The 16,387-nt window shown below is 51.8% G+C and carries 14 protein-coding genes; 10 read left to right on the top strand and 4 right to left on the bottom strand.

The window, feature by feature from the left end:
• Window positions 1-4: 4 nt before the first annotated feature.
• Window positions 5-1,480, bottom strand: coding sequence for a muropeptide MFS transporter AmpG (gene ampG, locus IB196_RS17125; RefSeq protein ID WP_040232709.1), 1,476 nt, complete (start codon window positions 1,478-1,480; stop codon window positions 5-7).
• A 47-nt stretch (window positions 1,481-1,527) separates the two neighbouring features.
• Entirely contained in the window at window positions 1,528-2,106 is a 579-nt protein-coding gene (locus tag IB196_RS17120) for a lipoprotein (RefSeq protein WP_005125164.1), read from the bottom strand.
• 306 nt (window positions 2,107-2,412) lie between these two features.
• Here IB196_RS17120 and bolA point away from each other — a divergent pair, with 306 nt between their 5' ends.
• From bolA to IB196_RS17075, 9 genes are all read left to right on the top strand, one after another.
• On the top strand, window positions 2,413-2,730 hold the full coding sequence (gene bolA / locus IB196_RS17115; RefSeq protein ID WP_040232707.1) for a transcriptional regulator BolA: 318 nt from the start codon (window positions 2,413-2,415) through the stop codon (window positions 2,728-2,730).
• A 344-nt stretch (window positions 2,731-3,074) separates the two neighbouring features.
• Entirely contained in the window at window positions 3,075-4,373 is a 1,299-nt protein-coding gene (tig, locus tag IB196_RS17110; RefSeq protein WP_003021622.1) for a trigger factor, read from the top strand.
• Between the two features lie 247 nt (window positions 4,374-4,620).
• Window positions 4,621-5,244 (top strand): ATP-dependent Clp endopeptidase proteolytic subunit ClpP, encoded by a 624-nt coding sequence (gene clpP / locus IB196_RS17105; protein WP_003021624.1) that lies wholly within the window; start codon window positions 4,621-4,623, stop codon window positions 5,242-5,244.
• Between the two features lie 126 nt (window positions 5,245-5,370).
• On the top strand, window positions 5,371-6,645 hold the full coding sequence (gene clpX, locus IB196_RS17100) for an ATP-dependent protease ATP-binding subunit ClpX (RefSeq protein ID WP_040232704.1): 1,275 nt from the start codon (window positions 5,371-5,373) through the stop codon (window positions 6,643-6,645).
• Between the two features lie 184 nt (window positions 6,646-6,829).
• A complete protein-coding gene (gene lon / locus IB196_RS17095; RefSeq protein WP_188231725.1) occupies window positions 6,830-9,184 on the top strand; it encodes an endopeptidase La in 2,355 nt (784 codons plus the stop codon).
• 208 nt (window positions 9,185-9,392) lie between these two features.
• Window positions 9,393-9,665: a nucleoid-associated protein HU-beta gene (hupB, locus tag IB196_RS17090; protein ID WP_003021629.1), complete on the top strand. Its 273-nt coding sequence runs from the start codon at window positions 9,393-9,395 to the stop codon at window positions 9,663-9,665.
• 267 nt (window positions 9,666-9,932) lie between these two features.
• The gene (ppiD, locus tag IB196_RS17085) at window positions 9,933-11,807 is read left to right on the top strand and encodes a peptidylprolyl isomerase (RefSeq protein WP_005125168.1); all 1,875 of its coding nucleotides are present in this window, start codon (window positions 9,933-9,935) and stop codon (window positions 11,805-11,807) included.
• A 146-nt stretch (window positions 11,808-11,953) separates the two neighbouring features.
• On the top strand, window positions 11,954-12,328 hold the full coding sequence (locus IB196_RS17080) for a helix-hairpin-helix domain-containing protein (protein ID WP_005125169.1): 375 nt from the start codon (window positions 11,954-11,956) through the stop codon (window positions 12,326-12,328).
• Between the two features lie 106 nt (window positions 12,329-12,434).
• Window positions 12,435-12,833 (top strand): YbgC/FadM family acyl-CoA thioesterase, encoded by a 399-nt coding sequence (locus IB196_RS17075; RefSeq protein WP_005125170.1) that lies wholly within the window; start codon window positions 12,435-12,437, stop codon window positions 12,831-12,833.
• Window positions 12,834-12,950: 117 nt separating this feature from the next.
• On the opposite strand, the gene queC is transcribed toward IB196_RS17075, so the two are convergent.
• Both queC and IB196_RS17065 read right to left on the bottom strand, forming a co-directional pair.
• Window positions 12,951-13,646 carry a 7-cyano-7-deazaguanine synthase QueC gene (gene queC, locus IB196_RS17070; protein WP_005125171.1) on the bottom strand — a complete coding sequence of 232 codons (696 nt, stop codon included), beginning with the start codon at window positions 13,644-13,646 and terminating at the stop codon, window positions 12,951-12,953.
• A 64-nt stretch (window positions 13,647-13,710) separates the two neighbouring features.
• Entirely contained in the window at window positions 13,711-15,411 is a 1,701-nt protein-coding gene (locus IB196_RS17065) for an SgrR family transcriptional regulator (RefSeq protein ID WP_188231726.1), read from the bottom strand.
• A 144-nt stretch (window positions 15,412-15,555) separates the two neighbouring features.
• Between IB196_RS17065 and cof the strand changes: the two genes are divergently transcribed.
• Window positions 15,556-16,374 carry an HMP-PP phosphatase gene (cof, locus tag IB196_RS17060; RefSeq protein WP_005125173.1) on the top strand — a complete coding sequence of 273 codons (819 nt, stop codon included), beginning with the start codon at window positions 15,556-15,558 and terminating at the stop codon, window positions 16,372-16,374.
• Window positions 16,375-16,387: the final 13 nt, after the last annotated feature.

Here is a 16,387-nt window from a genome sequence, read left to right as displayed (position 1 = left end):
AAAATTACATCAGACGTGTTTTTCGTAGTGCAAGATAGTCCAGTAACCCACCAAATACGACGCCACAGATGACGACCGCGACTGAGACTTCAAGCAGCCCCGCCAGGAAAGAGAAGTTGGTGTAATCCAGCGCGTTCATGGTGAGCAGCAACAGCCAAACAGCCAGCAAACAGCAGCCCGCTACTAGCGTCATCAAAGCCAGATTGTATGCCCCACGGAACTCTGTGCGTGGAATAAAACTCTCATTTTGCCAGCTATGTTCCAGCGTCTGGCGGCAAACCAGCAGCAGCAGGAGTCCAGGGATCGCGGCAAACACGGAAAACAGATAAAACGTTGGCCATCCGTGCGCTTCGACGAACCAACCTGCCACTGGGCCCACATAGACGCGACCAACAGCCGAAAGGGCAGAGAGCAGGGCAAACTGGGTTGCGGAGAACGATTTATTACACAGCGTCATTAATAAGGCGACAAACGCCGCCGTGCCCATCCCGCCACACAGGTTTTCAAAGAAGACGGCGGCCGCCATACTGAACATGTGTTTGTCAGTGATGGACAGTAGCCAGTAACCTGCATTTGACGCCCCCTGTAGGATGCCGAATATCAGCAATGCGCGGAACAGCGAAAGGCGCTGCATTAGGATCCCGCCATAGAGTGCGCCAACGATGGTTGCCAGCAGCCCCAGCGTTTTATTCACCACGCCGACTTCACCCGCATCAAATCCGACGCCGCGGATCAAAAAGGTGGTGGTCAGGCTCATAGCGAAGGCATCACCGAGCTTATACAGCACAATGAGCAGCAAAATCAGCCAGGCGTTGTTACGACCAAAAAAGTCACGCAGCGGCGCAGCAACCGCTTGTTCCAATGTTTTAGGCACTGGAATGGTGTCAGTGGGTTCGGGCGCTAACAGGGTGGCGATAATGCAGGGAATCAGTAGCGCGGCCATCAGCCAGTACATACCTTGCCAGCCGAGCCAGCGGTCGGCCATCCACAGTGCCAGCCCGCCGGAAACCAGCATCCCTAAACGATAGCCCAGCACGCTGATTGCTGCACCGGTACCGCGTTCTTCTGCCGGTAAAACGTCTGTTTTCCAGGCGTCAAAAACAATATCCTGCGACGCCGAACAAAATGCGATCACCACTGCGAGTGCCGCCATCCAGCGTAACTGCGTTCCAGGTTCCAGAAAACCCATCGCGGCGATGGATATAAGAAGCAATACCTGGGTAGTCAACAGCCAACCGCGACGACGACCTAAAAACGGTGGGGTATAGCGGTCCATTACCGGGGACCAGAGAAACTTAAATACGTAGGCCTGGCCGACCAGAGAAAAGAAACCGATAGTTTTCAGATCGATATTTTCGACCGTCATCCACGCCTGAAGCGTACCGGAGGTCAGGGCGAGCGGTAAACCGGAAGCAAAACCTAACATCAGCAGAATCGCTGATTTTGGTTGCTGAAAAATACGTAAATAGTGATTGGACATGGGCATTAAAAGCTGACCCGGCGAAATGCCGGGTCAGGGGGCTTAAATTAGCGAGCGTTCTGTTTGATGAAATCGTGAACGCTGGTGTCCTGGGACATATCAGCGATGGTGTCGGTCAAGACGCTGTTAACGGCATCAGCAATATTTTTGTTAGAGGCCTGGAATGCGCCTTCAACAGAGTAGCTTGCACGGTAGTTTTTGGTCATCTTGTTACCGTTGGCAGCCGTTGCAATAATGGCGATGTCTGCTTTGGTGGCGATGTTATAGCGCACGCTACCCTGAGACACGTCAGCGTAAAGCTGGCTTACGATGATTTGCAGGTTAACTGCACCGTTTGGACCCACCATATAACCGCGTGCAGTCATCTGTTTTTCCAGCACTTCTTGCAGCAGGAAGCGCAGATCGCGGGACGCGGTCAGAGTAACCAGTTGATTGTCGCGGGTGACTTTTGCCAGTGCCTGATCCTGACGCTGGTCGGCACCGTTGATGCTGACAGTCACGCCCATCAGACTCGGATCCTGCTGTGGCAGGGTAATTTTCGGCGATACGTTGATGGTAGTGGGCGGAGTTGCGCAGCCAGCCAACATAAACAGAGCGACTAAAGGAAAGAGGATTTTTTTAAACATGCCAGGGCTCTCAGCGAATCTAAATTGTATGGTTAGAGAAAATTCCCGCCATCATAACATCGCCAACGATGAGGGGAAGTGGGTAACGCATGTAAATTCATCATGTTGTTCGTTTTATGATTTTGTAGAGACCATAAACGGACTTTTTGCAATAAATCGAAGTGAGGATTCAGTAAACTTCATTCGTTTGGGTGAGAAAATCAGACAAGCGCTAATTATTTGTTGCTAAGGTGTAATGAAAACGGTAAAAGCGGCTAGTATTTAAAGGGATGGGTGACATCTCAGCGTTGTCGGAGGAAAAATTTCATGATGATTCGTGAGCAAATAGAAGAAAAATTAAGGGCAGCGTTCCAACCCGTGTTCCTCGAAGTTGTGGATGAAAGCTATCGTCACAATGTCCCGGCAGGTTCTGAAAGCCACTTTAAGGTTGTGCTGGTCAGCGATCGCTTTACAGGTGAACGTTTTCTTAATCGTCATCGGATGATTTACAGCACGTTAACGGCGGAGCTTTCCACAACCGTTCATGCCCTTGCCCTGCATACCTACACTATTAAGGAGTGGGAAGCATTGCAGGATACGATTTTTGCATCGCCTCCGTGTCGTGGGGCGGGAAGCATCGCGTAAAAACGGATTTGCAACAACCGACGCTTTTCCAGTATGTTGCTACAGAATATGTGAAAACGGCCTACGGGCCGTTTTGTTTTGTCTGAATTCTGGGTGTGTCGTACAGTATTCAGACAAAAATTAGCCGGGAATTGTGAAAAAAGCCGCAGCAACGCGCGATAACCGTTCTCGACTCATAAAAGTGATGCCGCTATAATGCGCGTCTTATTTTTCGGAATGTCTTCGGGATGATTCTGACGACAGGGAATGTGATTGATTATGAGAACATCCCAGTTCCGCGAAGCCAACAACCTGTGCTTGCGGAGAAGAGTTGACCGAGCACTGTGATTTTTTGAGGTAACAAGATGCAAGTTTCAGTTGAAACCACTCAAGGCCTTGGCCGCCGTGTAACGATTACTATCGCTGCTGACAGCATCGAGACCGCTGTGAAAAGCGAGCTGGTCAACGTAGCGAAGAAAGTGCGTATTGACGGTTTCCGCAAAGGAAAAGTACCGATGAATGTTGTTGCTCAGCGTTATGGCGCGTCTGTTCGCCAGGACGTTCTGGGCGACCTGATGAGCCGCAACTTCGTTGACGCGATCATCAAAGAAAAAATCAATCCGGCTGGCGCACCGAACTACGTTCCGGGCGAATACAAACTGGGTGAAGATTTTACTTACGCGGTAGAGTTCGAAGTTTACCCGGAAGTTGAGCTGACTGGCCTGGAAGCAATCGAAGTTGAAAAACCGGTTGTTGAAGTTACTGACGCTGACGTTGACGTGATGCTGGACACCCTGCGTAAGCAGCAGGCGACCTGGAAAGACAAAGACGGCGCTGCTGATGCAGAAGACCGTGTAACCATCGACTTCACCGGCTCTGTAGACGGCGAAGAGTTCGAAGGCGGCAAAGCGTCTGACTTCGTACTGGCGATGGGCCAGGGTCGTATGATCCCGGGCTTTGAAGAAGGCGTTAAAGGCCACAAAGCTGGCGAAGAGTTCACCATCGACGTGACCTTCCCGGAAGAGTACCACGCTGAAAACCTGAAAGGTAAAGCCGCTAAATTCGTTATCAACCTGAAGAAAGTTGAAGAACGTGAACTGCCGGAACTGACCGAAGAATTCATCAAACGTTTCGGCGTTGAAGATGGTTCCGTAGCAGGCCTGCGCGCTGAAGTGCGTAAAAACATGGAGCGTGAGCTGAAAGGTGCTGTACGTAACCGTGTTAAGTCTCAGGCGATCGAAGGTCTGGTTAAAGCCAACGACATCGACGTTCCTGCTGCACTGATCGACAGCGAAATCGACGTTCTGCGTCGTCAGGCTGCACAGCGTTTCGGTGGCAACGAGAAGCAAGCTCTGGAACTGCCGCGTGAACTGTTCGAAGAACAGGCTAAGCGTCGCGTAGTTGTGGGTCTGCTGCTGGGCGAAGTGATTCGTACCAACGAACTGAAAGCTGACGAAGATCGCGTAAAAGGCCTGATCGAAGAAATGGCTTCTGCTTACGAAGATCCGAAAGAAGTTGTTGAGTTCTACAGCAAAAACAAAGAGCTGATGGACAACATGCGTAACGTCGCTCTGGAAGAGCAGGCTGTTGAAGCCGTTCTGGCGAAAGCGAAAGTGACTGAAAAAGCCACTTCCTTCAACGAACTGATGAACCAGCAGGCGTAATTCGTCGCTTTTTTAGCACGAATTTCATACGCAAGCCCGTCACCTTTTGGTGGCGGGTTTTTTTTTGTCACGCATTTTGCATGGGAAGGGTGCGAAAACAGCGTTTCAGTGTTAGCGTTACAACAAAAGATTGTTATGCTTGAATTATGGCGATGTCGTACCCATTACTGAGGGACTAGCTGATAATCCGTCCATAAGGTTACAATCAGCACAGCAGGTTTTTTCAAATTTTATCCAGGAGACGGAAATGTCATACAGCGGCGAACGAGATAACTTTGCACCCCATATGGCGCTGGTGCCGATGGTCATTGAACAGACCTCACGTGGTGAGCGCTCTTTTGATATCTATTCTCGTCTACTTAAGGAACGCGTCATTTTTCTGACCGGCCAGGTCGAAGACCATATGGCTAACCTGATCGTGGCGCAGATGCTGTTCCTGGAAGCAGAAAACCCGGAAAAAGATATCTACCTGTATATTAACTCCCCTGGTGGTGTGATTACTGCAGGGATGTCTATCTATGACACCATGCAGTTTATTAAGCCGGACGTCAGCACCATTTGTATGGGCCAGGCGGCCTCAATGGGCGCGTTCCTGCTGACTGCCGGGGCGAAAGGTAAACGTTTTTGCCTGCCTAACTCTCGCGTCATGATCCACCAGCCTCTGGGCGGCTACCAGGGTCAGGCAACGGATATTGAAATTCATGCCCGTGAAATCCTGAAGGTAAAAGGGCGCATGAACGAACTTATGGCGCATCATACGGGTCAATCTCTTGAGCAGATTGAACGTGATACCGAGCGCGATCGCTTCCTCTCCGCTTCTGAAGCGGTGGAGTACGGTCTGGTCGACTCGATTTTGACCCATCGTAATTAATGCCCAGGGCGCAGGTGTGCCGCTATAATTACCTGGAGCGGCACAACGCTGACTAGCGTCTTGCGCCTGAGAATGGCATTTGCGTCGTCGTGTGCGGCACAAAGAACAAAGAAGAGGTTTTGACCCATGACAGATAAACGCAAAGATGGCTCGGGCAAATTGTTGTACTGCTCTTTTTGCGGCAAAAGCCAGCATGAAGTGCGTAAGCTGATTGCCGGACCATCCGTGTATATCTGCGACGAATGTGTTGATTTATGTAACGACATCATTCGCGAAGAGATTAAGGAAGTAGCACCGCACCGTGAACGCAGTGCGCTGCCGACGCCACATGAAATTCGCAACCACCTGGACGATTACGTTATTGGCCAGGAACAGGCGAAGAAAGTGCTGGCGGTCGCGGTATACAACCATTACAAACGTCTGCGCAACGGCGACACCAGCAATGGCGTCGAGTTGGGTAAAAGTAACATCCTGCTGATTGGCCCGACGGGTTCTGGTAAAACGCTGTTGGCTGAAACGCTGGCGCGTCTGCTGGACGTTCCGTTCACCATGGCCGATGCCACCACCCTGACCGAAGCCGGTTATGTGGGTGAAGATGTTGAAAATATTATTCAGAAGCTGCTGCAGAAGTGCGATTACGACGTGCAGAAAGCGCAGCGCGGTATTGTCTATATCGATGAGATCGACAAGATTTCGCGTAAATCAGACAATCCGTCTATTACGCGTGACGTTTCCGGTGAAGGCGTACAGCAGGCGCTGTTGAAACTGATCGAAGGTACGGTTGCCGCCGTTCCGCCGCAGGGGGGTCGTAAACATCCTCAGCAGGAATTCCTGCAGGTTGATACCTCCAAGATCCTGTTTATCTGCGGTGGGGCATTTGCCGGTCTGGATAAAGTCATTGCTAACCGTGTTGAAACCGGCTCCGGCATTGGTTTTGGCGCAACGGTAAAAGCGCAGTCTGACAAAGCCAGCGAAGGTGAACTGCTGTCGCAGGTAGAACCGGAAGATCTGATTAAATTTGGTCTGATCCCTGAGTTCATCGGTCGTCTGCCGGTTGTGGCAACCCTGAGCGAACTGAGCGAAGAAGCGCTGATTCAGATCCTGAAAGAGCCGAAAAATGCCCTGACCAAGCAGTATCAGGCGCTGTTCAATCTTGAAGGTGTGGATCTGGAATTCCGCGAGGAAGCGCTGGATGCTATCGCCAGGAAAGCGATGATTCGTAAAACCGGTGCGCGTGGTTTGCGTTCTATCGTCGAAGCCGCGCTGCTCGACACCATGTACGATCTTCCTTCTATGGAAGACGTTGAAAAAGTGGTGATCGACGAGTCGGTGATTGGCGGTCAGAGCAAGCCGTTGCTGATTTACGGTAAGCCGGAAGCACAGCAGGCATCTGGCGAATAATTCATCAATTCATACAGACGTTTAACCAAAAAGGGGGGATTTTATCTCCCCTTTTATTTTTCCGTAAACATGGCGTTGAATGTGTGGGAAACATCCCCATATACTGACATACATGTTAAAGGTGGTGTGGAGCACAGTCGTACCACCTGATTACCTGGCGGAAACTAAACTAAGAGAGAGCTCTATGAATCCTGAGCGTTCTGAACGCATTGAAATCCCCGTATTGCCGTTGCGCGATGTGGTGGTTTATCCGCACATGGTCATACCCTTATTTGTAGGGCGGGAAAAATCTATCCGTTGTCTGGAAGCGGCTATGGACCATGATAAAAAAATCATGCTGGTCGCGCAGAAAGAAGCGTCAACGGATGAGCCGGGTGTAAACGATCTTTTCACCGTCGGGACCGTGGCCTCTATTTTGCAGATGCTGAAACTGCCTGACGGCACCGTAAAAGTGCTGGTCGAGGGGTTACAGCGCGCGCGTATTTCAGCGCTGTCTGACAACGGCGAGCATTTCTCTGCGAAAGCGGAGTACCTTGATTCGCCTGCTATTGATGAGCGCGAACAGGAAGTGCTGGTGCGTACCGCTATCAGCCAGTTCGAAGGCTATATCAAGCTGAATAAGAAAATCCCACCAGAAGTGCTGACGTCGCTGAACAGCATTGACGATCCTGCACGTCTGGCGGACACCATCGCAGCGCACATGCCGCTGAAGCTGGCTGACAAACAGTCCGTGCTGGAGATGCCCGACGTTAACGAACGTCTGGAATATCTGATGGCAATGATGGAATCTGAAATCGATCTGCTGCAGGTTGAGAAACGCATTCGCAACCGCGTGAAAAAGCAGATGGAGAAGTCCCAGCGTGAGTACTATCTGAACGAGCAGATGAAAGCGATTCAGAAAGAGCTCGGCGAGATGGACGATGCACCGGATGAAAACGAAGCGCTGAAGCGTAAGATCGACGCGGCGAAGATGCCGAAAGAGGCAAAAGAGAAAGCGGAAGCAGAGCTGCAGAAGCTGAAAATGATGTCTCCGATGTCGGCGGAAGCGACGGTGGTGCGTGGCTACATCGACTGGATGGTACAGGTTCCGTGGAATGCGCGTAGCAAGGTCAAAAAAGACCTGCGTCAGGCGCAGGAAATCCTCGATACCGACCATTATGGTCTGGAGCGCGTGAAAGACCGTATTCTTGAGTATCTTGCGGTCCAGAGCCGTGTGAACAAAATCAAGGGACCGATCCTGTGTCTGGTTGGACCGCCGGGGGTGGGTAAAACCTCTCTGGGTCAGTCCATCGCGAAAGCGACAGGGCGTAAATACATCCGTATGGCGCTTGGCGGCGTGCGTGATGAGGCTGAAATTCGTGGTCACCGCCGGACCTATATCGGTTCGATGCCGGGCAAACTGATCCAGAAAATGGCTAAAGTGGGCGTTAAAAACCCGCTGTTCCTGCTTGATGAGATCGACAAAATGTCTTCTGACATGCGTGGCGATCCGGCATCAGCACTGCTTGAGGTATTGGATCCAGAGCAGAACGTGGCGTTCAGCGATCACTACCTGGAAGTGGACTACGACCTCAGCGACGTCATGTTCGTTGCGACGTCGAACTCCATGAACATTCCGGCACCGTTGCTGGATCGTATGGAAGTGATTCGTCTGTCTGGCTATACCGAAGACGAGAAGCTGAACATTGCGAAACGTCATCTGTTGCCAAAACAGATTGAGCGTAATGCGCTGAAAAAAGGCGAACTGACGGTTGATGATAGCGCCATTGTGGGCATCATTCGTTACTACACCCGTGAAGCGGGCGTGCGTAGTCTGGAGCGCGAAATCTCCAAACTGTGCCGCAAAGCAGTTAAGCAATTGTTGCTCGATAAATCACTGAAACACATCGAGATCAATGGCGATAACCTGCACGACTACCTGGGCGTACAGCGCTTTGACTATGGCCGTGCGGATAACGAAAACCGCGTGGGTCAGGTGACCGGTCTGGCGTGGACGGAAGTGGGCGGCGATCTGCTGACCATTGAAACCGCCTGTGTGCCAGGTAAAGGCAAGCTGACTTACACCGGATCGCTCGGCGAAGTGATGCAGGAATCCATTCAGGCAGCACTGACCGTGGTGCGTGCGCGTGCGGAAAAACTGGGTATTAATCCGGACTTTTACGAAAAACGCGACATCCACGTTCACGTACCTGAAGGGGCAACGCCGAAAGATGGTCCAAGTGCGGGTATAGCGATGTGTACCGCGCTGGTTTCTTGTCTGACCGGTAACCCGGTTCGTGCCGATGTGGCGATGACTGGCGAGATCACCCTGCGTGGTCAGGTTCTGCCTATTGGTGGTTTGAAAGAGAAACTGCTGGCGGCGCACCGCGGCGGCATTAAAACGGTCTTAATTCCAGACGAAAACAAACGTGACCTGGAAGAGATTCCGGACAACGTCATTGCCGATCTTAATATTCACCCGGTGAAACGTATTGAGGAAGTTCTGACTCTTGCGTTACAAAATGAACCCTCTGGAATGCAGGTTGTGACGGCAAAATAGTGACCTCGCGCAAAGAGCATTAATAAAAACAGGGCTGGCAGGCCATTTCGGGCTTGCCAGCCTTTTTTTGTATAGCTAATTTAGATAACGGATTAGGCTTGCCATCATTATCGGGTGTTGTAAGGGCATGGCAGGCCTGATATAACTGCTGCGCGGTCGCACTTTGAAGGATTCTGGTGCGATATATATTATAAAGAGGAAGAGAAGAGTGAATAAATCTCAACTGATCGACAAAATTGCTGCAGGGGCTGATATCTCTAAAGCTGCGGCTGGACGTGCGTTAGATGCAATTATTGCTTCTGTTACCGAATCCCTGAAAGAAGGTGATGACGTAGCACTGGTAGGTTTTGGTACTTTTGCCGTTAAAGAGCGTGCTGCCCGTACTGGTCGCAACCCGCAAACAGGTAAAGAGATCACCATCGCCGCGGCTAAAGTACCGGGCTTCCGTGCAGGTAAAGCACTGAAAGACGCGGTAAACTAAGTGATTTCCCCTTTGGGGATGTGACTAAGTACAAGGGCGCATCAACCGATGTGCCTTTTTTATTTCCGATTCCGGTACTTTCTATGCGTTGTGGGCTGACAATTGCCCCTGTTTCTTGTCACAATAGGCCTTTGTGCGCAGCGTTCAGGAAACGCTATGCTGCGTGAAGCATATATACTCAAAATCCTTGCCGCCGTTGTTGTGTCAACGCGCAGGCGGCCTGAAGGGTAACGCGTATAGTCATCTACAGCGGAGTGTGGTTACACCATGATGGACAGCTTACGCACGGCTGCTAACAGTCTCGTGCTCAAGATTATTTTCGGTATCATTATCGTGTCGTTCATTTTGACCGGCGTGAGTGGTTACCTGATTGGCGGGGGCAATAACTACGCCGCCAAAGTGAATGGCCAGGAGATCAGCCGCGGGCAGTTCGAGAATGCGTTCAACAGCGAACGTAACCGCATGCAGCAACAGCTGGGCGATCAATATTCTGAGCTGGCGGCGAACGAAGGTTATATGAAAACGCTGCGTCAGCAGGTGCTGAATCGTCTTGTGGACGAAGCGCTGCTGGATCAGTACTCCCGTGAGCTTAAGCTCAACATTAGCGACGATCAGATTAAGCAGGCTATTTTCGCCACGCCGGCTTTCCAGGTTGACGGTAAATTTGATAACAACCGCTATAACGCGATTGTTAATCAGATGGGCATGACTGCCGATCAGTACGCGCAGGCATTGCGTAACCAGCTCACCACGCAACAGTTGATCAACGGCGTTGCCGGGACCGACTTCATGCTGAAGGGTGAAACGGACGAACTGGCTGCACTGGTTGCACAGCAACGTATCGTGCGTGAAGCGACGATTGATGTTAATGCTCTTGCCGCGAAGCAGTCGGTTACCGACGAAGAAGTGGCTAGTTACTACGAGCAGAATAAAAATCGCTTTATGACGCCGGAACAGTTCCGTGTGAGCTATATCAAGCTGGACGCTGCAGCAATGCAGGAAACCGCCAGCGATGCTGATATTCAGTCTTATTATGACCAGCATCAGGATCAGTTCACTCAGCCGCAGCGTAATCGCTACAGCATCATCCAGACCAAAACGGAAGATGAAGCAAAAGCGGTGCTTGATGCGCTGAACAAAGGCGGTGATTTTGCGACTCTGGCGAAAGAAAAATCTGCTGATATCATCTCTGCCCGTAACGGCGGTGATATGGGTTGGCTGGAAGACTCCACCACCCCAGATGAACTGAAAAATGCCGGTCTGAAAGAAAAAGGCCAGCTGTCAGGTGTGATTAAGTCTTCCGTTGGTTTCCTCGTGGCGCGTCTTGACGACGTACAGCCTGCGCAGGTTAAACCGCTGAGCGAAGCTCGTGACGACATTGCGGCGAAAGTGAAGCAGGAAAAAGCGCTGGATGCCTACTATGCGTTGCAGCAGAAAGTCAGCGATGCCGCCAGCAACGATAACGAATCTCTGGCGGGTGCGGAGCAGGCAGCAGGGATGAAAGCGGTTGAAACGGGCTGGTTTAGCCGTGACAGCCTGCCGGAAGAACTGAATTTCAAACCAGTCGCTGACATCATTTTCAATGGTGGTCTGGTTGGCGAAAACGGTACGCCGGGCAGTAACTCCGATATCATCACCGTGGATGGCGATCGCGCGTTTGTGCTGCGTATTAGCGAACACAAAGCCGAAGCCGTGAAGCCACTGGCTGAAGTGAAAGAGCAGGTAACTGCGCTCGTTAAGCACAATAAAGCAGAGCAGCAGGCGAAGCTTGATGCCGATAAACTGCTGGCGGATCTGAAAGCCGGTAAAGGCGATGAAGCGCTGAAAGCTGCGGGGCTGCGCTTTGGCGAGGCAAAAACGCTGAGCCGCACGGGCCAGGATCCGTTGAGTCAGGCGGCCTTTGGCCTGAGCCTGCCTGCGAAAGACAAACCGAGCTACGGTGTTGCGAACGATATGCAGGGTAACGTTGTACTGCTGGCGCTGGACGAAGTAAAAGCAGGCTCTATGCCAGAAGCACAGAAAAAAGCGATGGTTCAGGGGATTACTCAGAACAACGCGCAGATTGTCTTCGAAGCGCTGATGAGCAACCTGCGTAAAGCCGCAAAAATTAAAATCGGTGATGCGCTGGAACAGCAGCAATAACCGAGGCAGTTCGCAAAAAATTGCAAAAAGTTGTATCTACCAAAGGCCGCTTTCGCGGCCTTTTCCATTTCTGATATTTGCCATTTGTCTGCCGTTCATCCCCCCGCTATCGTGATTCCACTGTTAACAAACAAGGAGAAAACAGTATGAAACATGGAATCAAAGCCCTGCTTATCACTCTTTCATTGACCTGCGCCGGCATGGCCCAAACTGCGTTGGCGGCTGAGCCTGTCGCCAAAAGCCAGGCGACACAAACCAAAGCGGAAAACTCAGGGGCGGCACAAAGCAAAGCCACACTGCCCGCTAAAGCAAGCGACGATGAAGGCACCAGGGTAAGCATCAACAGCGCTTCTGCGGAGGATTTAGCGCGAGTCATGAATGGCGTAGGTCTGAAGAAAGCGCAGGCGATTGTCAGCTATCGTGAGGAGTACGGGCCATTTAAAACAGTCGATGATTTAAAGCAGGTGCCGGGGATGGGCAGCTCGCTGGTGGAACGTAACCTGGCAGTTTTAACACTTTAATAACTTGCACAGCGCTGAAAATTTGCCAGACTAGAGAGGTCATACCAGTTATGACCTCTCTACCCTAAAGTATGTTCTTATAAAAACAACGTAAGGTTTCTGCGCTATGCAAACACAAATCAAAGTTCGTGGTTTTCATCTTGATGTCTATCAGCACGTTAACAATGCCCGCTATCTTGAGTTTCTGGAAGAAGCCCGCTGGGATGGTCTGGAAAACAGTGACAGTTTTCAATGGATGACTGCACACCATATCGCGTTTGTGGTTGTTAACATCAATATCAACTACCGCCGTCCTGCCGTGCTGAGCGACCTGCTGACCATTACCAGCCAGGTGCAACAGCTAAATGGCAAAAGCGGGGTGTTAAACCAGACAATTACCCTGGAGCCGGAAGGGCAGGTAGTGGCCGACGCGTTGATTACCTTCGTCTGTATTGATTTGAAAACGCAAAAAGCGCTGCCGCTGGAAGGGGAGTTACGCGAAAAACTGGAGCAGATGGTGCAGTAGCTCAACGTTGCCTGATGGCGCTTCGCTTATCAGGACTACGGGCGATATTGTGTACGATGAATGCTGTCGGTAGGCCGGATAAGGCGTTTACGCCGCCATCCGGCACTATTCGCACTATTATTTCAGGTCGGTTTTCTGCTTCATTGCCGCCATCACTGCCGGTTTATCCGCCAGATAATGGTTCAGGCCGTTGGCACGCAGATTACACGCCGCACAGTGACCGCAACCGTCACCTTTGATGCCGTTATAGCAAGTTAGTGTTTCTTCGCGTACAAGGTCAAGCTTACCCCAGTAGTCGGCCAGCGCCCAGGTTTCGGCTTTATCGATCCACATCAGCGGGGTTTCAAAGCGGATATCTTTCGCCATCCCCAGGCTCACAGCATGGTTCAGCGCTTTGACGAACTCATCGCGACAGTCCGGGTATCCAGAGAAATCCGTTTCGCACACGCCGGTAATGACCGCTTCTGCCTGCACCTGATATGCGTAAATCGCCGCCAGCGTTAAAAACAGAATATTGCGTCCTGGCACAAAGGTATTGGGTATGCCGTTCGCATCCGGTTCGTAATCAGGTACCGGAATGTTATCGCGGGTCAGGCTGCTGACGGCCAGTTCGCTGAGCACTGTGACATCAAGTACCTTGTGCGCGCGTGCGCCGAGTTTTAAGGCCAGGTCACGTGCGACATCAATCTCAGCGCGATGGCGCTGACCATAATCGAAGGTTACGCAGTGTACTTCATCATATTGATGCAGTGCTTGCGCCAGACAAGTCGTGGAGTCCTGTCCCCCACTGAATACAACAACGGCACGTTTCATGGCTTTTCCTGACAAATAACGAAACCCTTATGGTAGCGCCTGGGCGTGTCGCCGACCAGCTTCTTCACGCCAACGGGGGCGGTAGCCAGGCTTCGGTGAACTCAAACCAGCCGCGAGGGTTCAGGCGTACGCCGTTCACGCCCGGCGGCGCGCTGATGCGATAGTGATAATTGAACAGCGGCGTCAGGGTTGCGTCATGCATCAGCGTGGCGAAAACTTGTTGTAAAGCCGCATGACGATCGTCTTCATCGGCCTGGATTTGCAGGGCATCCAGGGTGGTTTGCAGATGAGTAAATGCTGGTGCGCTCAATACGTGTGACCAGAGTTGATCGCAGCGCAGCCACTGTTCGAGGGTATATTCAGGTGCTTCGCCAATTAATCTGTCGCCCATCATCAGGTCGGCTTGAGCTAAAGGATGATTGCCATCCCAGTTTTTAGCATTATGAAAAATAAGGGTTAATTCACAGCCAAGTAGCGCCAGAGCCTGGCGAAGCTGATCAGCCATAGCGTGCAGTTCTACCGGCAGGTGATAAGCCAGCGTCAGTTTTTTCGGTAGCGCTACTTCGTCCAGTTCATCCCATTGTGGGATCGTCCATCCTGGCAGCAGCGCATTGCTTGGCGTGATCAGATTTTCATCCACCTCAAGCGTTTGTAGCAGGGAAGAACGGTGAATGATATTGACCAGCCGACGGGCTTGCTGCGTATTCAGGCGTGCGCTTTTTCTGAGCGTGAGATAACAAAAACCGAGGCTAATCCCGCTGCTCACCTGGCTTAGCATGGGAAGTTCCTCTGGTTTACCTATCGCAATTTGTACCGGATGGCGACAGCTGGTGCCCAAATCCTGGGAGAAAAGCTGCGGGGTTATCCAGTATTCAATGGCTTTCAATAGCGGGTGACTCAGGTGGTAGTGATCGTGACTCTCGATGCGCACCAGCTCAGGGGTAAACAGCGTCAACCGGAACGGGCCAGTACCCACAAACGGGTGTTCAGGATGCGCCAGGTGACTGCTGTAGCTTGCCAGACGATGCGCCAGCCAGAAGTCGGGGCGATGCAGAATAAAGGTCAGGCACTGGGGATGCGTCACTTCAATGCGCTTTACGCTGATAAACAGCTTATTTAATGCGGGTAGCGCTAACAGCTTCAGCAACTGTTGATGTAGCTGCGTGCTGCTGACCGCATCGCCGTTATGCCAGTACAGGGTGGAACGAATATAGAAATCCCAGCGCAGACCGTCGGTGGAGATATTCCAGTGGTGGGCCAAATCACCGCAAGGGTGTTGCGTGTGACTGTCAAAACGTGTCAGACCAGAGAAAATTTGTCCGGCGAGGTGTTGTTCCGCGCGACCGGGCAGGAATCCAGGATGCAAAGGGTCAAGCTGGCGATAATAGGGGATACGCAGGGTTGGCGTGTCGTTTTGCCATTGACCGCCCATAAACGGCTGTAGCAGGGTTCTTAATTCTCCCGGTGCCAGCTGAGCCAGCTCCAGCACGCTGAGCTGTTCACCCTTTTGTAGCGCCTGTTCCATCATGGTGTTGCGCAGGGAATCCGGCGTCACCAAAAAGCGTAACAGCCCGCGTTTCCCGCGCCCCGACCGGGCATGCCATTCCAGCCAGCCAGCATCCTGCGCTTGCTTTAGCAGGGTGCGCACGTGGCGCTCGCTGCAAAAGCAGCGTTCAGCCAGTTCCCCGACGGTCACCGACTGCGGTTCGCCGTGCGAGGGTTGCCACAGGCGTTGGTACTGGTTCAGACGATTAAGCAGACGCATTGATACTTTATCCTTCTGGATGCCCGTTAACGGTTTTTGCGCAGATAAACCCGGAACAATTCATTTTATCTATTCACTATTACTTCCGTATATCTCAGGTGATACTGAATCACAAGTTAACCGCGTCACAGTGTGGAGAAAGAAATGGCCCGTCTGGCTGCATTTGATATGGATGGCACCCTTTTGATGCCGAATCACCATTTAGGTGACGAAACGCTTTCAACGCTGGCGCGCCTGCGTGAACGCGATATCACCCTGACATTTGCCACCGGCCGCCATGTGCTGGAAATGCGCCACATTTTGGGCTCTATCTCGCTGGACGCCTTTTTGATCACCGGTAACGGGACGCGAATTCACTCGCTGGAAGGCGATGTATTGCATCGTCAGGATCTGGATCCCTCAGTCGCCGATATCGTATTGCACCAGCGGTGGGAAACGCAGGCCAGCATGCATGTCTTTAATGACAACGGCTGGTTCACCGGGCAAGAGATTCCGTCACTGTTGCAGGCGCATGTGTACAGCGGATTTCGTTACCAGATTGTGGATGTGAAGCGTATTCCTGCCCATCAGGTCACGAAAATCTGCTTCTGTGGCGATCATGACGATTTGGTTCGCCTGCGCATTCAGTTGAATGACGCGCTGGGCGAACAGGCGAATCTCTGTTTTTCTGCGATTGATTGCCTCGAAGTACTGCCGCTGGGCTGTAATAAAGGCTCTGCGCTGGCGGTACTGAGCGAGCACTTGGGTTATTCCATGGCTGACTGCATGGCGTTTGGCGATGCCATGAACGATCGCGAAATGTTAGGCAGCGTTGGGCGCGGCCTGATTATGGGTAACGCAATGCCGCAACTGATGGCTGAACTGCCGCATTTATCGGTGATTGGGCATTGCCGTAATCAGGCGGTGTCACACTTTTTGACGCATTGGCTGGACAATCCACATCTACCTTATTCCCCCGAATGAGAGATCCCTTCCA

The sequence above is a fragment of the Citrobacter sp. C6_1 genome (assembly GCF_014596835.2).
Classification (GTDB): domain Bacteria; phylum Pseudomonadota; class Gammaproteobacteria; order Enterobacterales; family Enterobacteriaceae; genus Citrobacter; species Citrobacter pasteurii.
Note: the sequence above shows the minus strand (reverse complement) of the source record. Positions and strands in the feature narration are given on the sequence as shown.

What these genes read in the sequence shown, in the direction of transcription:
- ampG (WP_040232709.1), bottom strand. Translation starts at nt 1,480, where the DNA reads ATGTCCAATCACTATTTACGTATTTTTCAGCAACCAAAATCAGCGATT.
- IB196_RS17120 (WP_005125164.1), bottom strand. Translation starts at nt 2,106, where the DNA reads ATGTTTAAAAAAATCCTCTTTCCTTTAGTCGCTCTGTTTATGTTGGCT.
- bolA (WP_040232707.1), top strand. Translation starts at nt 2,413, where the DNA reads ATGATGATTCGTGAGCAAATAGAAGAAAAATTAAGGGCAGCGTTCCAA.
- tig (WP_003021622.1), top strand. Translation starts at nt 3,075, where the DNA reads ATGCAAGTTTCAGTTGAAACCACTCAAGGCCTTGGCCGCCGTGTAACG.
- clpP (WP_003021624.1), top strand. Translation starts at nt 4,621, where the DNA reads ATGTCATACAGCGGCGAACGAGATAACTTTGCACCCCATATGGCGCTG.
- clpX (WP_040232704.1), top strand. Translation starts at nt 5,371, where the DNA reads ATGACAGATAAACGCAAAGATGGCTCGGGCAAATTGTTGTACTGCTCT.
- lon (WP_188231725.1), top strand. Translation starts at nt 6,830, where the DNA reads ATGAATCCTGAGCGTTCTGAACGCATTGAAATCCCCGTATTGCCGTTG.
- ppiD (WP_005125168.1), top strand. Translation starts at nt 9,933, where the DNA reads ATGATGGACAGCTTACGCACGGCTGCTAACAGTCTCGTGCTCAAGATT.
- IB196_RS17080 (WP_005125169.1), top strand. Translation starts at nt 11,954, where the DNA reads ATGAAACATGGAATCAAAGCCCTGCTTATCACTCTTTCATTGACCTGC.
- IB196_RS17075 (WP_005125170.1), top strand. Translation starts at nt 12,435, where the DNA reads ATGCAAACACAAATCAAAGTTCGTGGTTTTCATCTTGATGTCTATCAG.
- queC (WP_005125171.1), bottom strand. Translation starts at nt 13,646, where the DNA reads ATGAAACGTGCCGTTGTTGTATTCAGTGGGGGACAGGACTCCACGACT.
- IB196_RS17065 (WP_188231726.1), bottom strand. Translation starts at nt 15,411, where the DNA reads ATGCGTCTGCTTAATCGTCTGAACCAGTACCAACGCCTGTGGCAACCC.
- cof (WP_005125173.1), top strand. Translation starts at nt 15,556, where the DNA reads ATGGCCCGTCTGGCTGCATTTGATATGGATGGCACCCTTTTGATGCCG.